The organism is Cupriavidus basilensis OR16 (genome assembly GCF_000243095.1).
Lineage (GTDB): Bacteria > Pseudomonadota > Gammaproteobacteria > Burkholderiales > Burkholderiaceae > Cupriavidus > Cupriavidus basilensis_D.
Genome location: NZ_AHJE01000051.1, coordinates 1 through 19814, shown reverse-complemented (window position 1 = coordinate 19814; position 19814 = coordinate 1). Strand labels below are relative to the sequence as shown.

The 19814-nt window shown below is 64.2% G+C and carries 25 protein-coding genes; all 25 read right to left on the bottom strand.

Annotation, left to right across the window (positions count from 1 at the left end):
* Positions 1–516 precede the first annotated feature (516 nt).
* The 25 genes from OR16_RS19490 to mlaE all read right to left on the bottom strand — a co-directional run bounded on the left by OR16_RS19490 (position 517) and on the right by mlaE (position 19699).
* The gene (locus OR16_RS19490; protein ID WP_006159667.1) at positions 517–1608 is read right to left on the bottom strand and encodes a porin; all 1092 of its coding nucleotides are present in this window, start codon (positions 1606–1608) and stop codon (positions 517–519) included.
* 246 nt (positions 1609–1854) lie between these two features.
* The gene (gene tatC, locus OR16_RS19485; protein WP_043420362.1) at positions 1855–2652 is read right to left on the bottom strand and encodes a twin-arginine translocase subunit TatC; all 798 of its coding nucleotides are present in this window, start codon (positions 2650–2652) and stop codon (positions 1855–1857) included.
* 130 nt (positions 2653–2782) lie between these two features.
* Positions 2783–3292 (bottom strand): Sec-independent protein translocase protein TatB, encoded by a 510-nt coding sequence (gene tatB / locus OR16_RS19480; RefSeq protein ID WP_006159665.1) that lies wholly within the window; start codon positions 3290–3292, stop codon positions 2783–2785.
* 151 nt (positions 3293–3443) lie between these two features.
* Positions 3444–3680 carry a Sec-independent protein translocase subunit TatA gene (tatA, locus tag OR16_RS19475; protein ID WP_006159664.1) on the bottom strand — a complete coding sequence of 79 codons (237 nt, stop codon included), beginning with the start codon at positions 3678–3680 and terminating at the stop codon, positions 3444–3446.
* A 167-nt stretch (positions 3681–3847) separates the two neighbouring features.
* Positions 3848–4204, bottom strand: a complete 357-nt coding sequence (locus OR16_RS19470; RefSeq protein ID WP_006159663.1) for a histidine triad nucleotide-binding protein — start codon at positions 4202–4204, stop codon at positions 3848–3850.
* Positions 4205–4276: 72 nt separating this feature from the next.
* On the bottom strand, positions 4277–4651 hold the full coding sequence (locus OR16_RS19465; protein WP_006159662.1) for a DUF4870 family protein: 375 nt from the start codon (positions 4649–4651) through the stop codon (positions 4277–4279).
* Between the two features lie 51 nt (positions 4652–4702).
* On the bottom strand, positions 4703–5083 hold the full coding sequence (locus OR16_RS19460; RefSeq protein ID WP_006159661.1) for a phosphoribosyl-ATP diphosphatase: 381 nt from the start codon (positions 5081–5083) through the stop codon (positions 4703–4705).
* Positions 5080–5487 (bottom strand): phosphoribosyl-AMP cyclohydrolase, encoded by a 408-nt coding sequence (gene hisI / locus OR16_RS19455; protein WP_006159660.1) that lies wholly within the window; start codon positions 5485–5487, stop codon positions 5080–5082. The genes OR16_RS19460 and hisI overlap by 4 nt, the downstream gene beginning before the upstream one ends.
* A 15-nt stretch (positions 5488–5502) precedes the next feature.
* Positions 5503–6273 carry an imidazole glycerol phosphate synthase subunit HisF gene (gene hisF, locus OR16_RS19450; RefSeq protein ID WP_006159659.1) on the bottom strand — a complete coding sequence of 257 codons (771 nt, stop codon included), beginning with the start codon at positions 6271–6273 and terminating at the stop codon, positions 5503–5505.
* A 79-nt stretch (positions 6274–6352) separates the two neighbouring features.
* Positions 6353–7099, bottom strand: coding sequence for a 1-(5-phosphoribosyl)-5-[(5-phosphoribosylamino)methylideneamino]imidazole-4-carboxamide isomerase (hisA, locus tag OR16_RS19445; protein WP_006159658.1), 747 nt, complete (start codon positions 7097–7099; stop codon positions 6353–6355).
* Positions 7100–7188: 89 nt separating this feature from the next.
* Complete coding sequence (gene hisH / locus OR16_RS19440) at positions 7189–7842, bottom strand: imidazole glycerol phosphate synthase subunit HisH (protein ID WP_006159657.1); 654 nt, start codon at positions 7840–7842, stop codon at positions 7189–7191.
* Positions 7839–8462: a YchE family NAAT transporter gene (locus tag OR16_RS19435; protein WP_006159656.1), complete on the bottom strand. Its 624-nt coding sequence runs from the start codon at positions 8460–8462 to the stop codon at positions 7839–7841. The genes hisH and OR16_RS19435 overlap by 4 nt, the downstream gene beginning before the upstream one ends.
* A 123-nt stretch (positions 8463–8585) precedes the next feature.
* Positions 8586–9179, bottom strand: a complete 594-nt coding sequence (hisB, locus tag OR16_RS19430; RefSeq protein WP_006159655.1) for an imidazoleglycerol-phosphate dehydratase HisB — start codon at positions 9177–9179, stop codon at positions 8586–8588.
* 4 nt (positions 9180–9183) lie between these two features.
* Entirely contained in the window at positions 9184–10284 is a 1101-nt protein-coding gene (gene hisC, locus OR16_RS19425) for a histidinol-phosphate transaminase (RefSeq protein ID WP_006159654.1), read from the bottom strand.
* An 88-nt stretch (positions 10285–10372) separates the two neighbouring features.
* A complete protein-coding gene (gene hisD, locus OR16_RS19420) occupies positions 10373–11710 on the bottom strand; it encodes a histidinol dehydrogenase (RefSeq protein ID WP_006159653.1) in 1338 nt (445 codons plus the stop codon).
* A gap of 33 nt (positions 11711–11743) precedes the next feature.
* The gene (gene hisG / locus OR16_RS19415; protein ID WP_006159652.1) at positions 11744–12406 is read right to left on the bottom strand and encodes an ATP phosphoribosyltransferase; all 663 of its coding nucleotides are present in this window, start codon (positions 12404–12406) and stop codon (positions 11744–11746) included.
* A gap of 25 nt (positions 12407–12431) precedes the next feature.
* Positions 12432–13682, bottom strand: coding sequence for a UDP-N-acetylglucosamine 1-carboxyvinyltransferase (gene murA / locus OR16_RS19410; protein WP_006159651.1), 1251 nt, complete (start codon positions 13680–13682; stop codon positions 12432–12434).
* A 204-nt stretch (positions 13683–13886) separates the two neighbouring features.
* Positions 13887–14144, bottom strand: a complete 258-nt coding sequence (locus tag OR16_RS19405; protein ID WP_006159650.1) for a BolA family protein — start codon at positions 14142–14144, stop codon at positions 13887–13889.
* 81 nt (positions 14145–14225) lie between these two features.
* Positions 14226–14996: an ABC transporter permease gene (locus tag OR16_RS19400; protein WP_085961303.1), complete on the bottom strand. Its 771-nt coding sequence runs from the start codon at positions 14994–14996 to the stop codon at positions 14226–14228.
* A 56-nt stretch (positions 14997–15052) separates the two neighbouring features.
* Positions 15053–16006 carry an ABC transporter ATP-binding protein gene (locus OR16_RS19395; RefSeq protein WP_006159648.1) on the bottom strand — a complete coding sequence of 318 codons (954 nt, stop codon included), beginning with the start codon at positions 16004–16006 and terminating at the stop codon, positions 15053–15055.
* Between the two features lie 247 nt (positions 16007–16253).
* Entirely contained in the window at positions 16254–16634 is a 381-nt protein-coding gene (locus tag OR16_RS19390) for an STAS domain-containing protein (protein WP_337459851.1), read from the bottom strand.
* Positions 16635–16695: 61 nt separating this feature from the next.
* The gene (locus tag OR16_RS19385) at positions 16696–17319 is read right to left on the bottom strand and encodes an MlaC/ttg2D family ABC transporter substrate-binding protein (RefSeq protein WP_006159645.1); all 624 of its coding nucleotides are present in this window, start codon (positions 17317–17319) and stop codon (positions 16696–16698) included.
* 202 nt (positions 17320–17521) lie between these two features.
* Positions 17522–18349, bottom strand: coding sequence for an MlaA family lipoprotein (locus tag OR16_RS19380; RefSeq protein WP_006159644.1), 828 nt, complete (start codon positions 18347–18349; stop codon positions 17522–17524).
* The gene (gene mlaD / locus OR16_RS19375) at positions 18346–18873 is read right to left on the bottom strand and encodes an outer membrane lipid asymmetry maintenance protein MlaD (RefSeq protein ID WP_006159643.1); all 528 of its coding nucleotides are present in this window, start codon (positions 18871–18873) and stop codon (positions 18346–18348) included. Before mlaD ends, OR16_RS19380 begins: the two co-directional genes overlap by 4 nt.
* Positions 18874–18922: 49 nt before the next feature.
* Positions 18923–19699, bottom strand: coding sequence for a lipid asymmetry maintenance ABC transporter permease subunit MlaE (mlaE, locus tag OR16_RS19370; RefSeq protein WP_006159642.1), 777 nt, complete (start codon positions 19697–19699; stop codon positions 18923–18925).
* Positions 19700–19814: the final 115 nt, after the last annotated feature.

The following is a 19814-nucleotide window of genomic DNA, read 5'->3' as shown; positions in this document are numbered from 1 at the left end:
GTCAGCCAGAACCCCTGAATAGCGCCCTGCTTCACCCGACCCCGCCCACTGTGGCGGGGTTTTTGTTGTGGGGGTGAAATCCCTGTCAGCCTGGATCTGGCACGTGCGTACCCGGTGCTGCGCGAGGCGATCCCGTGGCACGGTTCGGTGCCCTGTCGAGCCTGGACGGGCAACTGGGAACTGGGGAAAAGGAACGGGGATAAGGAACAGGCGGCGAGAGGTTTGACCGCCATGGCGGCCTCGGGCCGGCATCGGTGCCGCGCCCGCTACCGGCGCAGGAGGCCACAGCCGCCCTGCCCCTGCAGGGATCCGTGGCGGCGGGACGGACGGCAATACCGCGGATCGCAGCTGAGACGATACTGCGTCGCGCTCCCGGGGGGAGCGCCATGTCACACGAGTGCCTCGGTTGCCATTGCGCAGCGGCCACCGGCCGCACAAAACAAAACGCCAGCATCCTTGCGGATGCCGGCGTTTTGGATTCAAGCCAATCCAGAGCAGGCTTACGCCTGCGCTAGATTAGAACTTGTGGCGAACACCAACGATGCCGCCGAACTGGTTGCCACCAGTTTGGACGGTCGGGCCGGACGTGATTTGGTCGTTGAAACCATTCACGCTCAGAGCCGAGTTAGCACCCTTGTTCAGGATGTACGTAGCCGACGCGTACAGGTCGGTACGCTTCGACAGCGCGTAGTCGGCGGTCGTCACGAATTGCCACGGGTTAGCCTTGGCATTACGCATGTTCTGGTAGTAAGCCGAGCCCGACAGCGACAGCGCCGGGGTCAGCTGATAGCCCAGACCAACCCAACCCAGGTTCGATGCGGTGTTCTGCGTACCAGCAGCACCCGGCAGGCTCGCGTTGTTGTAAGCCTTGGCATAACGGTAACCAGCGTAGAGCTTGGCCGGACCGAAAGCGTAGGTACCAGCGATGGTAGCGCGACGGATCAGCTGGTTGTCGGTGATGACGCCTGCTGCCGATTTGTTCGACTGGTCATAAGCAGCACCAACCGAGAACGGGCCTGCCGCGTAGCTTGCCAAGAAGCCGTATTCGCGGCCGTTGGTGAAGTTACCAGCAACCTCTTGGTTGTTGTTGTTGAAGCTGTAGAAGGCCGAAGTGGTCAGGCCACCGAACGTGCCGGTGTACTTGATCGCATTGTCAGCACGGAAAGCGTATTCCGGAGCCGTTGCGGTGATCGAGTAACGGGTCGAAATGGCCATCGGATCATACAGCAGGCCGAAGTCATAGAACGTGGTCTGCTGACGGCCCAGGGTCACCGTGCCGTACTGGTTCTGCAGGCCGACGTAGGCGTTACGGCCAAACAGGCGGTTGCCTTGACCCGACGTACCGTTGTCAACGTTGAAGCCGCTTTCCAGGACAAAAATGCCCTTCAGACCGCCGCCCAGATCTTCGACGCCACGCAGGCCCCAACGCGAGCCGGATTGGTTGCCCGACTGCAAGGCAAACAGGTTGTGGTTGCCGGTAGTAGTTGCGTTCTTGTTGGTGTATTCAATACCAGCATCTACCACGCCGTACAGGGTCACGCTCGATTGGGCATACGCACCACCAGCGGCCAGGGCAGCTACAGCGGCTGCAAACAGTTTCATCTTCATATCGACACTTTCCTTGTCAACTGATTGGGAAATCTTGGCTTGCCCAAGTGCTTGGGCGACGCATTTACCTTCACGTCTGTTGCGTATTATGGGTCAGCCCCCCCGGCCGCTAGAAGGCTTTTTCATCGTAAACCATGGTTACGGACACATTTTGTTGTGATGTCGCAACAGCACAGGCGATGTTTTTCACCATTTTGGTGCAAAAGTTGCGGTGCCAAGCCTTGTTTTCGGCATCCGGCCCGGCCGTCAATCCGGCTGGGCTTCGCTGGCTGCAGCGTCCGCTGCAACGGGCTTTGTGGTGAATCGTGCCATGATCAGCCCCAGTTCATAGAGCGCAACCAAGGGCACTGCCAGCAACAACTGGGACAGCACGTCGGGCGGCGTCACCACGGCGGCGATCACGAAGGCGCCCACGATCACGTAGGGGCGAATCTGCTTGAGCTTCTCCAGCTCGACTACGCCAAAGCGCACTAGCACGATCACGACCACCGGCACCTCGAAGGTAATGCCGAAGGCCAGGAACATGGTCATGGCGAAGCTGAGATATTTGTCGATGTCGGTCGACATCTCGGCCCCCAACGGCGCGTTGTAGTGCGCCATGAAATGGAACACCGTGGGAAACACGAGGAAATAGGCAAACGCCACGCCGCAGATAAACAGGATGTAGCTACTGCTCACCAACGGGACGATCAATCGCTTTTCATGCTGGTACAAGCCGGGCGCAACGAACTGCCATATCTGGTAGAGGACCCAGGGCAGCGCTAGCAGGAAGGCCACCAGCAGCGTCACCTTCATGGGCACGAAGAACGAGCCGGTGACATCGGTGACGATCATCCTGCCGCCCTTGGGCAGCGATTCCATCAACGGCCTGGCAAACAGGTTGTAGATATTCGGCGCCCAGTAGACCAGGCTGACGAACACCAGGATCACGCCCGACGCAGCCTTGACGATACGCGAGCGCAACTCCACCAGGTGAGAGATGAAGGTTTCCTGCTGACCATCGTCTTGCGGGTCTTGGGGGTCTTGGGAACGGGAGTCGCTCATGGCGTGGACCGCTCAGCCGGGCAGGCTGGCATCGAGGAATCAGTGGCGATACAACGGCACGGCGCGCAAGTCGGAACGCAAGACAGCGATGGCCGGCCGGGTACCGGCGTGTGGACAAGCCCCTTCATGCTCACTCGAAGAAAGAGCGGGCGGGACCAGTGGCGGGACGGTGGCGCTTGACGCGCGCGGCGCCGGATTGCGCCCACACGCGTACATTGTGCTGGCGCTTGTACCACAGGGGCTGCGCGCCTTGCTTGACGCGCCAGCTCTTGCGGCCGTTGTGGGCCTTGTGCGCCGTGTCCCAGGAAGGCACGTAGCCGCTGGCTGGGCTTGCCCCCTCCTGCGCGCTGGAATCAGTGCCGGTCAGCGCATCGTTCAGGGACTGGCTGTGCTCATGCACTTCCTTGTGGATAGTGCGCTCGACATCGCGCGCGGCGTCTTCGAATTCCGTGCGCATCTTGCGCAGTTCGTCGAGTTCGACCTCGCGGCTGACTTCTGCCTTCACGTCATTGATATAGCGCTGCGCGCGGCCGACCAGTGCGCCGACCGTGCGCGCCACCTTTGGCAGCCGCTCGGGACCGATCACCACCAGCGCCACCGCGCCGATCAGTGCAAGCTTGGAAATGCCGAGATCGATCATGCGAGGTTCGATTGGATGAGGCCGCAACAACGGCCACCCCGGCCAGCGCGCGGATCGTCACGCAGGCAAGCGTGGCAAAGCGAACGTGGCCGGCAAGGCATTGCTGCCAGGAAGAGGGACATCGGGCGTGCCGACAAGGGGGGAGTCGCGCTTACTGCTGGCGCGACTTTTCCTTGGCTTCGACGTCGATGGTAGTGGTGTCGCGCAGTTCCTTGGCAGGCGCGTCCGGAGCGTCAACGGGGTTCCCGTTGGCATCCTTCATGCCGTCCTTGAAGCCCTTCACGGCGCCGCCGAGATCCTGGCCGATATTGCGCAGCTTCTTGGTGCCAAATACCAGCATGACGATCACCAGCACGATGAGCCAGTGCCAAATGCTAAACGAACCCATTTTCTGCTCCTGATGAAGCCTGGGGCGGCGCCTTGCCATCCCGGCTTGTTGTTCCGTCACTGAAGGCCATGCCGGGCGACGGTTGCCGGCACGGCATCTGACCGAAGGCCACGCGGCCCGCGGTCCTGCATGGGTTGGCTGCCAGGCTGGCTTGAGGCCAGTCCGTATTAAGGCAGCGGCACCTTCCACTGACCACGCGGTCCGCCAAGCACGTGCAGATGGAGGTGGTACACCTCCTGTCCGCCATCCGGGCCGGTATTGATCACCGTCCGGAAACCATTGCCACAGCCTGCCGCGCGCGCCAACTCCGGCACTTTCAACATCATTTTAGCAAGCACTGCGCTTTCGCCGGGTCCGCAATCGGCCAGCGAATCGACATGCACCTTGGGAATGAGCAGGAAGTGTACCGGGGCTTTCGGGTGGATATCATGGAAAGCCAGCATTTCGTCATCTTCATAGACCTTGCGCGACGGAAGCTGGCCGGCCACGATCCGGCAGAAGAGGCAATTGTGCGGTGAATTCATGAAAATTTCATTGCGCGCAGCAAATCAGGCTGCGATATCGCCGTGAGCTGCCAGAAACCCGTCTGGATCCCGTTAGAAACGCTGATCCGGGTACATCGGCTTGCCATCGTTCAGGTAGAGCCATCCCTTGACGATACGATACAACATCCACAGGGACAGCACGCCCCATACCGCAAAGGCCAGCGGTATCAGGAACACGGTGGCAAACAGCACGCCGCCCAGGATGGCCCACGCCACCGACCACCAGAACGAGCGGATCTGCCAGGCAAAGTGAGATGCATAGAGGGTGCCCTGCGTGTCGTCGCGCTTGACGTACCCGACCACGATGGCGATCAGCGCGGTGATGCCGCCGGTTAGCCAAAAAATGGCGTATAGAGCATATAAAATGTGCGTCAGCTTGCGCAGGCTGGCGAGCCGGTCGCGGTCGGTGGTGATCACATCCGCCATCTCGTCGTTGCTCCTCTGGGCTGCTGGTTGCGGGGCCGGCAGGTGCGGGATTCAGCTGCCGTCAGGCTTGCGCTGGGCTTTTTCCTCAAGGCCGGACAGGCCTTCGCGGCGAGCCAGCTCATCGACCACGTCGGCCGGCTTCAGGCCGAAGCGGGCCAGCAAGACCATGCTGTGGAACCAGAGATCGGCGACTTCGTACACCACCTTGCCGACCGCCTCAGGGCCGAGGCCGGCGGCGCGCGCATCCTTGGCGGCCATCACGGTCTCCGTGGCTTCCTCGCCGATCTTCTTCAGGATGGCGTCGTCGCCCTTGTGGAACAGGCGCGCCACATAGGACTTGTCAGGATCGCCGCCGTTCTCCGGCTTGCGCGATTCCAGCACTGCGGCCAGGCGGGCCAGCACGTCCGCGCTGCTCAAGTGTTGTTCGCTCATGGCTTGGCCGCGTAGATGGTGGACGGGTCCTTGAGCACGGGCTCGACGGTCTGCCAGTCGCCGTTGTCGGCATCGCCTTCGAACTTCTGGAAGAAACAGGAGTGGCGCCCGGTGTGGCAGGCGATGCCATCGTTCTGGGTGACCTTGAGCAGGACCACGTCCTCGTCGCAATCCAGGCGCATTTCGTGCACCTTCTGCACGTGGCCGGATTCCTCGCCCTTGTGCCACAGGCGCTTGCGCGAGCGCGACCAGAACACGGCCTCGCCGATCTCCGCGGTGCGCTGGAGCGCCTCGCGGTTCATGAATGCGAACATCAGCACGTCGTTCGAGCCGACTTCCTGGACGATCACCGGCACCAGGCCGTTGTCGTCCCACTTAACCTTGTTGAGCCACTTCTTTGCCATGTCGGTTTGCCGTGTTCAGATTCGCACCGGAATGCCCTCGCGGGCCATGAATGCCTTTGCTTCGCCAACGGTGTGCTCGCCGTAGTGGAAGATGCTGGCGGCCAGCACTGCGTCGGCGTGCCCCAGCTTGATGCCGTCTGCCAGGTCCTTCAGGCCGCCCACGCCGCCCGAGGCGATCACCGGCACGGACACCGCGTCGCTGACAGCCCGCGTGAGCTCAAGGTCGAACCCGCTCTTGGTGCCGTCACGGTCCATGCTGGTGAGCAGCAGCTCGCCGGCGCCGCGCGCGGCCATCTCGCGCGCCCATGCCACGGCGTCCAGGCCAGTGGCCTTGCGCCCGCCGTGGGTGAAGACTTCCCAGCGCGCCGGCTCGCCAGGCGCGGAGCTGCGCTTGGCGTCGATCGCGACCACGATGCACTGCGAGCCATAGCGCGCGGTGGCGTCCGACACCAGTTGCGGGTTGGCGATGGCCGAGGAGTTGACGCTGATCTTGTCCGCGCCGGCATTGAGCAGGCGCCGCACGTCTTCCACGGCGCGCACGCCGCCACCCACCGTCAGCGGGATGAAGACCTGCGAGGCCACCGCTTCGATGATGTGCAGGATCAGGTCGCGGTCGTCGCTGGTCGCTGTGATGTCAAGAAAAGTGATTTCATCGGCACCCTGCTCGTCGTAACGGCGGGCGATCTCGACCGGGTCGCCCGCGTCGCGCAATTCGACGAAGTTGACACCCTTGACCACCCGCCCGTTGGTCACGTCGAGGCAGGGGATGATACGTTTGGCTAGCATGAGATTCCTTGCCCGCCACGGCGCTGCGCGCATGCGCGCAGCGCCGTGGCTGCAATTGTCGCGCGCGAGGCGCGTTGTCTTACTGCTCGGCGCCGAGCTTGTCGGCAAGCGCCTGGGCTTCGGCGAAATTGAGGTCGCCCGAATAGATCGCGCGGCCGCAGATGACACCTTCGACACCATCCTTTTGCACGCTGCACAGGCGTTCGATATCGGCCAGGTTGGACAGCCCGCCGCTGGCGATCACCGGAATCGTCGCCGACTGCGCCAGCTTGACGGTGGCATCGATATTGATGCCCTGCAGCATGCCGTCGCGGCCGATGTCGGTGTAGATGATGGCTTCCACGCCGTAGTCCTCGTACTTGCGCGCGAGGTCGGCGACTTCGTGGCCGGTCAGCTTGCTCCAGCCATCGGTGGCAACCTTGCCTTCGCGGGCGTCCAGGCCGACGATGATGTGGCCGCCGAACGCCGTGCAGGCATCCTTGAGGAACCCGGGATTCTTGACCGCGGCCGTGCCGATGATCACGTAAGACAGGCCGCCGTCGAGCCAGCGCTCGATGGTGTTCAGGTCGCGGATGCCGCCACCAAGCTGGATCGGGATCTCATCGCCCACCTCGGCGATGATGGCCTTGATGGCAGCTTCATTGCGGGGCTTGCCCACGAACGCACCATTGAGGTCGACCAGGTGCAGGCGCCGTGCGCCCTGCTCCACCCAGTGACGTGCCATGGCGGCGGGATCTTCGGAAAAGACGGTGGCCTGGTCCATGTCGCCTTGTTTAAGGCGTACACATTGACCGTCCTTCAGGTCGATGGCCGGAATGAGCAACATAAGTGTGACGAGCGTGATTGAGTGAAAGAGAAAATTGAGCTAGCCACCGTGGCCGGCCAACTCGGTCCCGAAAAAACCGCTATCGAGAGTCAGGGATTCCAGTGCACGAAGTTCCGGTACAGCTGCAAGCCCATGGCGGCGCTCTTTTCCGGGTGGAACTGCGTGGCAAAAATATTATCGCGCGCTACCGCGCTCGTAAATAAGACACCGTAGTCGGTTACGCCGGCGATATGTGCCGGATCCTGCGCATGCACGTAGTAACTATGCACGAAATAGAACCAGCTTTCATCGGGAATGCCGGCCCACAGCGGGTGGGAGCGCGCTTGCCGCACCCGGTTCCACCCCATCTGCGGCACCTTGTAGCGCGAGCCGTCCGGCTGGGTCATGCCTTCCAGCTCGAAGCGGATCACTTCGCCAGGCAATAGCCCCAGGCAAGGCGTGCTGCCGTCCTGCGTCCTACTTTCCTTGCTGCAGTCGAACAGCATCTGTTCGCCAACGCACACCCCCAGCATCGGCTTGCTGGCGGCGGCCTCGATCACCGCCTGCTGCAAGCCGGACGCACCCAGCGCGCCCATGCAGTCGGGCATCGCGCCTTGGCCGGGCAGCACCACGCGGTCCGCCGCGCGGATCGCCTCGGGCTGGTCCACCACCTGCACGTCCGCCTCCGGCGCCGCCGCACGCAGGGCCTGCGCTACCGAGCGCAGGTTGCCCATGCCGTAATCCACAATTGCTATGGTAGTCATGATTTCAAAACAGGCAACAATGTCTTAAGCCCGTCCACAATGAATTCCACGGCCAGCGCCGACAGGATCAGTCCCATCAGGCGCGTGCCGATATTGATGCCAGTGCGGCCGATCACACGCGCGATCGGGTCCGCGGCGCGGAATACTATATATACCACTGCGCCCAGCGCGACCCCAATTCCGACCAGAATCAGCAATTGGTACCAATGCTGGGTCTTGCCGGCGTAGACGATCACCGTGCTGATCGAGCCGGGCCCGGTCAGCAAGGGCAGCGCCAGCGGCACCACCGCGATGCTGGCCTTGGCTTCCGCCTCGTCCTCTTCCTCGGGCGTCGCCTTGGTGCGGCTGGTCTGGGCGTTCAGCATGTTCATCGCCATCATGATCATGATGAGGCCGCCGCCCACCTGGAGCGAAGCCACCGAGATATTGAAGAACTCGATGATCTGCTGGCCCAGCAAGGCGGAGATGCCCACTACCGTCGCCACCGAGATCGCCGCGATCTTGATGGTATGCCGCTTTTCTTCCTCGGTCTGCTGGGTTGTCAGGCTGATGAAGAACGGGATGGCCCCGATCGGATTGATCAGCGCCAGCAGCGAGATGAACGACTTAAGCGTATCCATCGGGTTGGGCTAATGTTGCGCTAATGCCGCGTCGGTGCCGCATCGGCACCACATTGATCGGAGGTTTGCCGCCGGCGGCGCAGAACGCGCCGCCATGCGAGGCTGGTGGACGCCAGTCAAGGTTCAGCCGACGAGGGTGCCCTTGGTCGACGGAATCGTGTTGCCGGCGCGCGGATCCATTTCCACCGCCATACGCAGCGCGCGGCCGAAGGCCTTGAACACGGTTTCGCATTGATGGTGGGCATTGATGCCGCGCAAGTTGTCGATATGCAGCGTGACCGCGGCATGGTTGACGAAGCCGCGGAAGAACTCGATGGTCAGGTCCACGTCGAAGCTGCCCACCCGGGCACGGGTGAACGGCACGTGGAATTCCAGGCCGGGGCGGCCTGAGAAGTCGATCACCACGCGTGACAGGCATTCGTCCAGCGGCACATAGCTGTGGCCGTAGCGGGTGATGCCCTTCTTGTCGCCAATGGCCTTGGCGACAGCCTGGCCGAGCGCGATGCCGACGTCTTCCACCGTGTGGTGGTCATCGATATGGGTGTCGCCGCTGGCTTCGACCTCGAGGTCGAACATGCCGTGGCGGGCGATCTGGTCCAGCATGTGGTCGAGGAACGGCACGCCGGACGCCAGTTTCTGGCGGCCGGTGCCATCGAGATTCAGCGAAACGCGAATCTGCGTTTCCGAAGTATTGCGGGTGACCTCTGCAACACGCATGGTGTTAATCCTGCAACGCTGCCTGGAAGGCAGCGAGAAATTGCGCGTTCTCTTCGGGAGTGCTGACCGTGACGCGCAGACAGTTGGCCAGCAATGGGTGCATTTTACCCACGTTCTTGATCAAAACCTTGCGCGCGAGCACCCCGTCGAACACACGGGCGGCATCGTCGACGCGCACCAGCAGGAAATTGGCGGCGCTCGGGTACACCGTCACGCCCGGCAAGGCGGCCAGGGCGCTGGCCACGGTGGCGCGCTCGGCGCGCAGTTGCGCAGCCTGCTGATCCAGCACGTCGACATGCTCCAGCACGAACAGCGCGGTGGCCTCCGTCAGCACATTGACGTTGTATGGCGGGCGCACCTTGTCGAGTTGCGAGAGCCACTCCGGTGCGCCGGCCAGGTAACCTAGCCGGATGCCGGCCAGGCCCAGCTTGGACACAGTGCGCATCACCAGCAGGTTGCCGAACTCGGCCAGGCGCGGCATCCAGGTGTCCTGGGCGAACGGCTGGTAGGCCTCGTCGACCACCACCAGGCTCCGGCAGACCTCGCCCTGGGCGGCACGCACGATGGCTTCCATGTCATCCGCATCGAACAGGTTGCCGGTGGGATTGTTGGGGTAGGCCAGATAGACAATGGCCGGCTGGTGCTCGGCCATGGCCGCAAGCATGGCGGCGCGGTCGAGCGTGAAATCCGCCTTGAGCGGCACGCCGACGAACTCCAGCCCGGCAAACTGGGCGGACATGGCGTACATGACAAAGCCCGGTACCGGTGCCAGCACCTTGGCGCCCGGCTTGGCGGCCGCCAGCGACAACATGCTGATGATCTCGTCCGAGCCGTTGCCCAGCAGCACGTCCATGCCCGCGGGCACGTTCATGACCGTCTTCAGGCGCGCGCGCAGGGCTTCGCTGCTGGGCACCGGATAGCGGTTCAGCGCCACCTCGGCCAGGCGCGCGGCCAGCTTCCCGCGCAGGGCGTCGGGCAACTGGTAGGGATTCTCCATCGCATCCAGCTTGACCAGACCGTGCGAATCCGGCACATGGTAGGCGCCCATGGCGCGTACGTCGTCACGGATGATGCGTTCGATCAGGGAAGGCTGCACTACGGACATTGGAGTTACCTCTTGGCTAGGTGGTTGTCGATGGTAGTTGCTGAAATCTGGCCGGCCCGGGCACAAACCCGGTACCGGCCGCCATGCCTCAGTTGCGCCTGAGGCGGTATTCGGCGCTGCGGGCGTGGGCCTGCAAGCCCTCGCCGTAGGCCAGCTCGGCGGCAATCTGGCCCAGCATCTGGGCGCCCTGCTCGCTCACCTCGATCAGGCTCGAGCGCTTCTGGAAGTCGTACACACCCAGCGGCGACGAGAAACGCGCGGTGCGCGAGGTCGGCAGCACGTGGTTGGGCCCGGCACAGTAGTCGCCCAGTGACTCGCTGGTGTAGCGGCCCAGGAAGATCGCGCCAGCGTGGCGAATCCTCTCGGCCCAGTGGCGCGGGTTCTCGGCGGAAATCTCCAGGTGCTCCGGCGCGATCGCGTTGGCGATCTCGCAAGCCTCATCCATGTCGCGCACCCGAATCAGCGCGCCGCGCCCGGACAGGGAGGCGCGAATGACATCGCGGCGCGGCATGGAATCGATCTGCCGATGAATGCTCTCCTCCACCTGGGCCAGGTAGTTCGAGTCCGGGCACAGCAGGATGGATTGCGCGAGCTCATCGTGCTCGGCCTGCGAAAACAGGTCCATCGCCACCCAGTCCGGATCGGTGGTGCCGTCGCAGATCACCAGGATCTCGGACGGGCCGGCGATCATGTCGATGCCAACGGTGCCGAACACGCGGCGCTTGGCCGCCGCCACGTAGGCGTTGCCCGGGCCGACGATCTTGTCGACCTGGGGCAGCGTGCCCGTGCCATAGGCCAGCGCGCCAATCGCTTGCGCGCCGCCAATGGTGAACACGCGGTCCACGCCGGCGATCTGCGCGGCGGCCAGCACCAGTTCGTTGCGCACGCCGCCCGGCGTGGGCACGACCATGATGACTTCCTTGACGCCGGCCACGCGTGCGGGGATGGCATTCATCAGCACGGACGACGGATACGCCGCCTTGCCGCCTGGCACGTAGATGCCGACGCGATCCAGCGGGGTCACCTTCTGTCCCAGCACGGTGCCGTCGGACTCGGTGTATTCCCAGCTGTGGCTGCCGCACTCGATTTTCTGCTTCTCGTGGTAGGCGCGCACGCGCGCCGCCGCGGTTTCCAGCGCTGCGCGGCGCTTGGGCTCGAGCTCGTCGAGCGCGGCTTCGAGCTTGGCCGGCGAGATCTCCAGCGCGGCCATGGAGCTGGCCTCGACGCGGTCGAAGCGCTGCGTGTACTCCAGCACCGCGGCGTCGCCGCGCGCCTTCACATCGGCAAGGATCTGCGCCACGGCGCGATCGATGGCGTCGTCTTCACCGGCGTCGAACGCCAGCACCTTGCGCAACTCGGCGGTAAAGCCTTGCTCGGTCGAATCAAGCCGGCGGATTTCGAGGTTTTCCATAGAATTTTCGTTCATGACTCCATTCCCCAGGCGCTCACTAGCGCGGCATCAGGCCAGCGCGGCGGAGGCCCGTTCAAACGCGTCGAGAATCGGGGCTAGCCGCTCACGCTTGAGTTTGAGGGCAGCCTGGTTGACCACCAGGCGCGACGATATCTGCGCGATCTCTTCCACTTCGACCAGATTGTTGGCGCGCAAGGTCCCGCCGGTACTGACCAGGTCGACGATGGCGTCGGCCAGTCCCACCAGCGGCCCGAGTTCCATCGAGCCATACAGCTTGATCAGGTCCACGTGCACGCCCTTCTTGGCGAAGTGCTCGCGCGCGGTCTGCACATACTTGGTGGCCACGGCCAGCCGCGCGCCCTGGCGCACCGCACTGGCGTAGTCGAAGCCGGCCGAGGTCGCCACCGACATGCGGCACTTGGCGATATTCAGGTCGATCGGTGCATAGAGCCCGGCCATGCCGTGCTCCATCAGCACGTCCTTGCCCGCCACGCCGAAGTCGGCCGCGCCATACTGCACGTAGGTCGGCACGTCGGAGGCGCGCACGATGATGACGCGCACGTCCGGATCGGAGGTCGGCAGGATCAGCTTGCGCGAGGTTTCCGGATCCTCGGTGACATGGATGCCCGCCGCCTCGAGCAGCGGCATGGTTTCGGTGAAGATCCGGCCTTTGGAGAGGGCCAGCGTCAACTGGGTCGGGGAGGGGCTCATCTGCGTCCTTTATCTTTTCTTGCGCTCAGGCGATGCGGCGGATCTTGGCGCCGACGGCCGACAGCTTGTCTTCCATGCGGTCATAGCCACGGTCGAGGTGATAGATGCGGTCGATCACGGTCTCGCCGTCGGCCACCAGGCCGGCGATCACCAGGCTGGCGGAGGCGCGCAGGTCCGTCGCCATCACCTTGGCGCCCGACAGCCGGGGCACACCGGTGACGACCGCGGTATTGCCTTCCACCGCGATGTCGGCGCCCAGCCGGTTGAGCTCCTGCACGTGCATGAAGCGGTTCTCGAAGATGGTTTCGGTAATGCGGGCCACGCCGCCGGCCACACTGTTCAGCGCCATGAACTGTGCCTGCATGTCGGTGGGGAACGCCGGATATTCGGAGGTGCGGAAACTCACCGACTGCGGGCGCTGGGCCAGCGTCAGGCGGATCCAGTCCTCGCCGGTCTCGATGGCGGCGCCGGTTTCGCGCAGCTTGTCGAGCACCGTGTCCAGGATATGCGGCGACACGCCGCGCAGCACCACGTCGCCCAGCGTCGCGGCGGCCGCGCACAGGAAGGTGCCGGCCTCGATGCGGTCGGCGATCACGGCGTGGCTGGCGCCATGCAAGCGCTCCACGCCCTGCACCACCAGGCGGTCGGTGCCGATGCCCGCGATGCGGGCGCCCATCTTGACCAGCAGGTTGGCCAGGTCGGTCACTTCGGGTTCGCGCGCGGCGTTCTCGAGCACGGTCTCGCCGTCGGCCAGCGTGGCGGCCATCAGCAGGTTCTCGGTACCGGTCACGGTGATCATGTCGGTCACCACGCGCGCGCCCTTCAGGCGCTTGGCACGGGCATGGATAAAGCCGTGTTCGATGCTGATCTCGGCACCCATGGCCTGCAGGCCCTTGATGTGCTGGTCGACCGGGCGCGCGCCGATGGCGCAGCCGCCGGGCAACGACACGCGCGCTTCGCCAAAGCGCGCCACCAGCGGGCCCAGCACCAGGATCGAGGCGCGCATGGTCTTGACCAGCTCGTAGGGAGCCTCGGGCGAGTTGACCTCGGCGCCGTTGAGCGTCACGCGCGTGCCGTCCTGCTCGGCCTTCATGCCCATCTGGCGCAGCAGCTTGAGCGTGGTATCCACGTCCTGCAGCCTGGGAACGTTGTCGAGCGCGATGGTGTCGGCGCTAAGCAGCCCCGCGCACAGGATCGGCAGCGCGGCGTTCTTGGCGCCGGAGACGCGGATCTCGCCCCGCAGCGGGCCATTGCCCTGGATCTCGAGTTTGTCCATGTTCATTCAATTCCGGCCGGCCGCCCGCTGGCGTCCGGCATGTTTCATTACGGCCCGCGGCGGTGCGTCAAGGCGCGCCGTCGCAGCATCTGGTACCCGTGGGCCGCCGCGCGAGCGGCACAGCCCTGATTGTCATGTCCGGCCTGTCGGGCGGCCAGCTTGTTGGTCCGTATCTATTCGTGCGGGTCCGGCTGGTCCCGGCTCTTACTGCTTTCCCTCGCCCGCCTGCGCCTGCCATTCCGCCGGCGTCAGCGTCTTCATCGACAGTGCGTGGATCTCGGCGCGCATGCGGTCGCCCAGCGCGGCATAGACCTGCTGGTGCCGCTGGATCAGGCGCTTGCCGTCAAACTGGGCGCTGACGATGGTGGCAAAGAAGTGCTGGCCGTCGCCCTCCACTTCCAGGTGTTCGCAGGACAGCCCTTGGGCGATGTAGTCCCTGACTTGTTGGGGTGTAGGCAGCATGATGGTCTTTTCGCGTTGATTCGCTTGCGGTTCCGGATCCAGATAGACGGGCTCTTGGCGTTCTGCTCTTGTGGGTAGCGCTCAGTGGCGCAGCTTGTAGCCGCTCTTGAGCATCTGCAGCGCGACCGTTGCAAGCACCACGAAAGCCGTACCCACAACTGCGAGGCTGAAGCTCGGCGCCACGTCGGAGACGCCGAAGAAGCCATAGCGGAAGCCGTCGATCATGTAGAAGAACGGATTGGCATGCGACACCGCCTGCCAGAAGGGAGGCAGCGAGTGGATCGAATAAAACACGCCGGACAGGAAGGTGGCCGGCATGATCAGGAAGTTCTGGAAGGCCGCGAGCTGGTCGAATTTCTCGGCCCAGATCCCGGCGATCAGCCCCAGCGTGCCAAGGATCGCCGCGCCCAGCACGGCAAACACCAGGATCCAGGCGATATTGGCGAAATGCAGGTTGGCAAACCAGGCCGTCACCAGCAGCACGCCAAGGCCCACGGCCAGGCCGCGCACGATGGACGCCACCACATAAGCGCCGAACATTTCCCAGTGCGACAGCGGCGGCAACATGATGAACACCAGGTTGCCGGTGATCTTGGACTGGATCAGCGACGACGAACTATTGGCGAAGGCGTTCTGCAGCACGCTCATCATCACCAGCCCCGGCACCAGGAACGCGGTATAGCTGATCTGGTCGTACACCTTCACGCGGTTCTCAAGCACGTGGCCGAAGATCAGCAGGTACAGGATCGCGGTCAGCACCGGCGCCGCCACGGTCTGGAAGCTGACCTTCCAGAATCGCAGCACTTCCTTGTAAAGCAAGGTACGAAAGCCCACCAGCCCCCCCACCGCCATCGGCGCGAGGTGGGTGTTGATGGCATCTTGCGTAGTGTCCAATTCGGTCGGCATCTTCATGCTGCAGCCTCCACCGCCGTATCCGGCAGCGCGCCCGGCATATGGCCTTCGCGCCGCATGATCTGCACGAACACGTCCTCCAGGTCTGCCTTGTTGATTTCCATGTCTTCGATCTCGCAGCCGGCCTCGCGGCAGGCGGCCAGGATCGGCTCCACCGCCGGGTACCCCGACAGCCGCAGGCGCACCGCGCGCTCACCCGGGTTGGAGGAGGGCATGCGCAGCGGCTCAAGCGCGGCAGGCAACGCACCGCGGGAAAATGTCAGCGCCAGCTGCAGCCCGGCGAACTGGCTCAGCAGGTTGCTGGTGCGGTCCAGCGCCACTACCTCGCCAAACTTGAGCATGGCGATGCGGTCGCATAGCGCCTCGGCCTCTTCCAGGTAGTGCGTGGTCAGGATGATGGTGTGGCCCTCGCGATTCAGGCGCGAGATGAACTTCCACAGCGTCTGGCGCAATTCCACGTCGACCCCGGCGGTGGGCTCGTCGAGCACGATGACCGGCGGCCGGTGCACCAGTGCCTGGGCCACCAGCACCCGCCGCTTCATGCCGCCGGAGAGCTGGCGCATATTGGCGTCGGCCTTGTTGGTGAGATCGAGGTTGGCCATGATCTCGTCGATCCAGTCGTCATTGCGGGTCAGGCCGAAGTAGCCGGACTGCAGGCGCAGCGTCTCGCGCACCGTGAAGAAGGGATCGAAGACCAGTTCCTGCGGCACCACGCCCAGCATGCGCCGCGCCAGCCGGTAATCGGACACCACGTCGTGGCCGAGCACGCTGACGCTGCCGGAATCGGCACGGTTCAGGCCCGCCAGGATGGAGATCAGCGTGGTCTTGCCTGCACCGTTGGGGCCGAGCAGGCCGAAGAATTCGCCCCGCTCGACGGTGAAGCTGACGCCCTTGAGCGCTTGCAGGTTGCGGTAGCGCTTGCGAACGTCTTTGAGTTCGATGGCTTTCATGGCCGGATACTGTTTGGCAAGCGCGTCGGGCTCTTGTGGGCTCGCACGCCGGCCTCCTTGAAATGGCGGGGACCGCCTGGGTGCTTCGACCGTGTCTTGTCCGTGCCTTATATGCCGGAACGGTCGAACAACCCGGAATTATAGGGGATGCGGGAGCAGTCCCGCTTTGAGCGCGAGGCGTGGCGCGAGCCATCGCCCGGGCATCGCGGTAGCAAGCGCAGATCAGCAGCTTGCCACGGATGCCGGTTCAATGTCGGTGGGAAACGGTGCCTTGCGCGTCCCGCGCGCCCGTGGCGCTCGCCTGGGCGCCAAGTTGCAGCAGGGAATCGACGCCGTACAGCGCGGCCAGCTCAGCCAGCTGGGACGGCACGCCCACGATCACCAGCGACTGGCCGCGGCTGGCGGCATCGCGCTGCCAGGCCAGCAGCACCGCGACGGCGGCGGAGTCGACCTGGGTCAGCTTGCCGCAGTCCACCTGGGCTTCGCCCTGGGCCAGGCGTGCCAGCCCGTCACGCAGCACGGTGGCGGCGTTGCGGTTGGTCAGCGAGGTGTCGAGCGAAAGCATCTGGCAGCGGTCCTGGGATGCGGGTCTGGAAAAAAGCACTCCCGCAGGTGCGGGAGCGCTCATTGTAGAACACTTCGGCCAGCCATGCTGGGCCGCAGCCTGCCTTTCCGGCAGGCTGGCAGGCTCAGTTCTTGGCGTTGGCGAGCTGGCGGTTACGATCTTGCAGCGTCTTGATCACGCCGTCCACGCCCTGCTGGCCCACGATGGTGTTGAAGCTGCCCTTGTAGGCCTCGGTCAGCCAGGCGCCCAGCACGTTGATGTCATAGACCTTCCAGCCTTGCGGGGTCTTCTCGAGGCGGTAGTCGAGCTGGATCGGCTCGCCCTTGTTGACGACCTGGGTGCGGATGGTGGCATCGGTATCGTCCGGGCTGCCGCGGTACGGGCGGAACTGCACGCTCTGGTCGCGAATCTGCGCGATGGCGCCCGAATAGGTGCGGATCAGCAGGGTCTTGAACTCGTCCGTGATCTGCTTTTGCTGCTCGGGCGTGGCCTTGGACCAGTTGCGGCCCATGGCGATCTGCGTGGTCTTCTGGAAATTCGCGTTGGGCAGGATCTTCTGCTCGACCAGCGCCGAGATCTTGCCGATGTTCCCGGCCTGCATGTCCTTGTCCGCCTTGACCGAAGTCATCACATCGCTGACCACGGCCTTGACCAGCCCGTCGGGCGTGCTGGCATCCTGCGATTGGGCATGGGCGGCGCCGGAGAAGGCAACCACGGTAAGGAAAGGCAGCAACAGTCGCTTCAGCATATTTCGTCCTTTTCAATTCGATAGCGCAGGGGGCCAAGATACGGCATCCTTGCGCGTCCCGGCACCAAGGCCGGTGATGGTCATGCGCCGAGTTGGAGTTCGGGCAAGGCCTGGGAGTTCGCGGCGCCGGAGCTTCCGGCGCCACATTTTCATACTTTGTTGCACCACTCACAGCGGCGACACGAGCCGCGGCAAATCCCGCTCAGCGCAAGCGGAAATTGCCGATATTGCCGGGTATCTGCACTGGCGACGTGGGCAACGCCTGGTTTTCCTGCGTGGCATCCGGCGGCGGGCTGGCCGGCACGGTATCGTCGCTCTCCGGCGGGTTGCCGTCATAGATCTGGTACTCGCGGCGCTGCAGGTACGCGTCGCGCATGAAGGCGTACTTGTCGAGCGCCGCCATCTCGATCAGGCCCGAGGCGCCAAGCAGCGAGGCCCGGGTGTTGACGACACGCACCCCGAACAGCGTGTTGCGCAGCCACACGGGATCGAGATACGCCGACGGATCGATCTGGCGGTCGACCAGCATGCCGGCGGTATCGCGCACCGTGCTGGGCCCGAACAGCGGCAGCACCAGGTACGCGCCCGCCGGCACCCCCCATACGCCCAAGGTCTGGCCGAAGTCTTCCTTGTACTTCGGCAAGCCGGCCGGCGTGGCGATGTCGATCAGCCCGCCGATGCCCAGCACGCTGTTGATGGCCACGCGCATGGTGTCTTCCGCGGCGCGGGTGGGCTTGCCCTGCAGCAGGTTGTTGACGGCAGAGTAGACATCGCTGACGTTGGAGAAGGCGTTGTCGATTGCGGTGCGGATCGGCGACGGGACGTAATCGGCGTACACCTGGGCAACCGGGCGCAGCACGGTCCTGTCAACGGCGTCGTTGATCTTGAAGACTTCCCGGTTGAGGGGCTCGATGGGGTCCTTCGGGTTGGCCGTCGGCCCGGTCGCGCAACCTGCCGCCAACCATGCGACCGATGCCGCCAGCAAGCAGTTTCGTCCCGCGCGCCAGCGCGCAGCACCCTTGCCGTTCATTTCGATCCCCCCGCGGCACCGCTGGCTGCTCCAGCGGCAGCGCCGCCGGCGTTGTTGCCACCCGCCCCCGCATCGGCGGCCTTGTTATAAAGGAACTGCCCGATCAGGTTTTCCAGCACCACGGCCGACTGCGTCATGGTGATGCGCGAGCCTTCGGCCAGCATGGCGGTGTCGCCGCCCGCCTCAAGGCCCAGGTACTGCTCCCCGAGCAAGCCCGAGGTCAGGATCTTGGCCGAGGTGTCCTTGGGAAACTGGTAGCGCTTTTCCAGGTTGATCGTCACGGTCGCCTGGTAAGTCTTGTCGTCGAAGCGGATATCCGCCACCCGGCCCACCACCACGCCGGCACTCTTTACCGGGGCGCGCGGCTTCAGGCCGCCGATATTATCGAAGCGCGCCTGCACCGAGTAGGTGTCCTGGAACGACAGGGCGCTCATATTGCCGGCCTTGAGCGCCAGGAACAGCAGCGCCACGAAACCCGCCACAACAAACAGCCCAACCCAGAAATCGAGTGTATTTCTTTTCATCTGCGTCTCTTCTTCAAGTACTCCGGCTCCGGCGACCGCACCGGCCAAGTCAGCTGAACATCAGCGCAGTCAGCAGGAAATCCAGCGCCAGCACCGCCAGCGAGGCAATCACCACGGTGCGCGTGGTGGCACGCGACACGCCTTCCGGCGTCGGCTTGGCCTGATAGCCCTGGTACAACGCTATAAACGTCACCGCAATGCCAAAAATGAAGCTCTTTATGACGCCATTGAGCACGTCATTGCGAACATCGACCCCGTTTTGCATCTGCGACCAGAACGCGCCCGCGTCCACGCCGATCATCTGCACCCCGACCACATAGCCGCCCAGGATGCCAACGGCGCTGAAAATCGCCGCCAGCACCGGCATGGCCACCACGCCAGCCCAGAAGCGCGGTGCGATCACGCGCTGCAGCGGATTGACCGCCATCATTTCCATGGCGGTGAGCTGCTCACCCGCCTTCATCAGGCCGATCTCGGCGGTCAGCGAAGTGCCGGCGCGGCCGGCGAACAGCAGCGCCGTCACCACCGGGCCCAGCTCGCGCACCAGCGAGAGCGCCACCAGCAAACCCAGCGCCTGCTCGGAGCCGTAGCGATTTAGCGTGTAATAGCCCTGCAAACCCAGCACGAAGCCGACAAACAGGCCTGAAACCGCGATGATCACCAGCGACAGGTTGCCGACAAAGAAAATCTGGTCGCTCACCAGCCGGAAGCGGCGCAGCAGCGCCGGCGACATCGCCAGTACCGTGAAAAACATGCGCGTGGCATGGCCAAGGCCGCTGACCGACTGCCGCACCGCGGAGCCGATGCTCGTGAAAAATCCCATCATCGTCCCGCCCCGCTCACGAAGTCCTCGGCCAGCGACGGCCCCGGATAGTGGAACGGGACCGGCCGTCAGGCTCGGCAGTGGACGAACGTGGTGCGAACGGAAGGACGTCCGTCGA

Excerpts from the sequence above, each read along its gene's own strand:
- OR16_RS19490 (WP_006159667.1), bottom strand. The coding sequence starts at position 1,608 with ATGAAGATGAAACTGTTTGCAGCCGCTGTAGCTGCCCTGGCCGCTGGT.
- tatC (WP_043420362.1), bottom strand. The coding sequence starts at position 2,652 with ATGAGCGACTCCCGTTCCCAAGACCCCCAAGACCCGCAAGACGATGGT.
- tatB (WP_006159665.1), bottom strand. The coding sequence starts at position 3,292 with ATGATCGATCTCGGCATTTCCAAGCTTGCACTGATCGGCGCGGTGGCG.
- tatA (WP_006159664.1), bottom strand. The coding sequence starts at position 3,680 with ATGGGTTCGTTTAGCATTTGGCACTGGCTCATCGTGCTGGTGATCGTC.
- OR16_RS19470 (WP_006159663.1), bottom strand. The coding sequence starts at position 4,204 with ATGAATTCACCGCACAATTGCCTCTTCTGCCGGATCGTGGCCGGCCAG.
- OR16_RS19465 (WP_006159662.1), bottom strand. The coding sequence starts at position 4,651 with ATGGCGGATGTGATCACCACCGACCGCGACCGGCTCGCCAGCCTGCGC.
- OR16_RS19460 (WP_006159661.1), bottom strand. The coding sequence starts at position 5,083 with ATGAGCGAACAACACTTGAGCAGCGCGGACGTGCTGGCCCGCCTGGCC.
- hisI (WP_006159660.1), bottom strand. The coding sequence starts at position 5,487 with ATGGCAAAGAAGTGGCTCAACAAGGTTAAGTGGGACGACAACGGCCTG.
- hisF (WP_006159659.1), bottom strand. The coding sequence starts at position 6,273 with ATGCTAGCCAAACGTATCATCCCCTGCCTCGACGTGACCAACGGGCGG.
- hisA (WP_006159658.1), bottom strand. The coding sequence starts at position 7,099 with ATGTTGCTCATTCCGGCCATCGACCTGAAGGACGGTCAATGTGTACGC.
- hisH (WP_006159657.1), bottom strand. The coding sequence starts at position 7,842 with ATGACTACCATAGCAATTGTGGATTACGGCATGGGCAACCTGCGCTCG.
- OR16_RS19435 (WP_006159656.1), bottom strand. The coding sequence starts at position 8,462 with ATGGATACGCTTAAGTCGTTCATCTCGCTGCTGGCGCTGATCAATCCG.
- hisB (WP_006159655.1), bottom strand. The coding sequence starts at position 9,179 with ATGCGTGTTGCAGAGGTCACCCGCAATACTTCGGAAACGCAGATTCGC.
- hisC (WP_006159654.1), bottom strand. The coding sequence starts at position 10,284 with ATGTCCGTAGTGCAGCCTTCCCTGATCGAACGCATCATCCGTGACGAC.
- hisD (WP_006159653.1), bottom strand. The coding sequence starts at position 11,710 with ATGAACGAAAATTCTATGGAAAACCTCGAAATCCGCCGGCTTGATTCG.
- hisG (WP_006159652.1), bottom strand. The coding sequence starts at position 12,406 with ATGAGCCCCTCCCCGACCCAGTTGACGCTGGCCCTCTCCAAAGGCCGG.
- murA (WP_006159651.1), bottom strand. The coding sequence starts at position 13,682 with ATGGACAAACTCGAGATCCAGGGCAATGGCCCGCTGCGGGGCGAGATC.
- OR16_RS19405 (WP_006159650.1), bottom strand. The coding sequence starts at position 14,144 with ATGCTGCCTACACCCCAACAAGTCAGGGACTACATCGCCCAAGGGCTG.
- OR16_RS19400 (WP_085961303.1), bottom strand. The coding sequence starts at position 14,996 with ATGGCGGTGGGGGGGCTGGTGGGCTTTCGTACCTTGCTTTACAAGGAA.
- OR16_RS19395 (WP_006159648.1), bottom strand. The coding sequence starts at position 16,006 with ATGAAAGCCATCGAACTCAAAGACGTTCGCAAGCGCTACCGCAACCTG.
- OR16_RS19390 (WP_337459851.1), bottom strand. The coding sequence starts at position 16,634 with ATGAGCGCTCCCGCACCTGCGGGAGTGCTTTTTTCCAGACCCGCATCC.
- OR16_RS19385 (WP_006159645.1), bottom strand. The coding sequence starts at position 17,319 with ATGCTGAAGCGACTGTTGCTGCCTTTCCTTACCGTGGTTGCCTTCTCC.
- OR16_RS19380 (WP_006159644.1), bottom strand. The coding sequence starts at position 18,349 with ATGAACGGCAAGGGTGCTGCGCGCTGGCGCGCGGGACGAAACTGCTTG.
- mlaD (WP_006159643.1), bottom strand. The coding sequence starts at position 18,873 with ATGAAAAGAAATACACTCGATTTCTGGGTTGGGCTGTTTGTTGTGGCG.
- mlaE (WP_006159642.1), bottom strand. The coding sequence starts at position 19,699 with ATGATGGGATTTTTCACGAGCATCGGCTCCGCGGTGCGGCAGTCGGTC.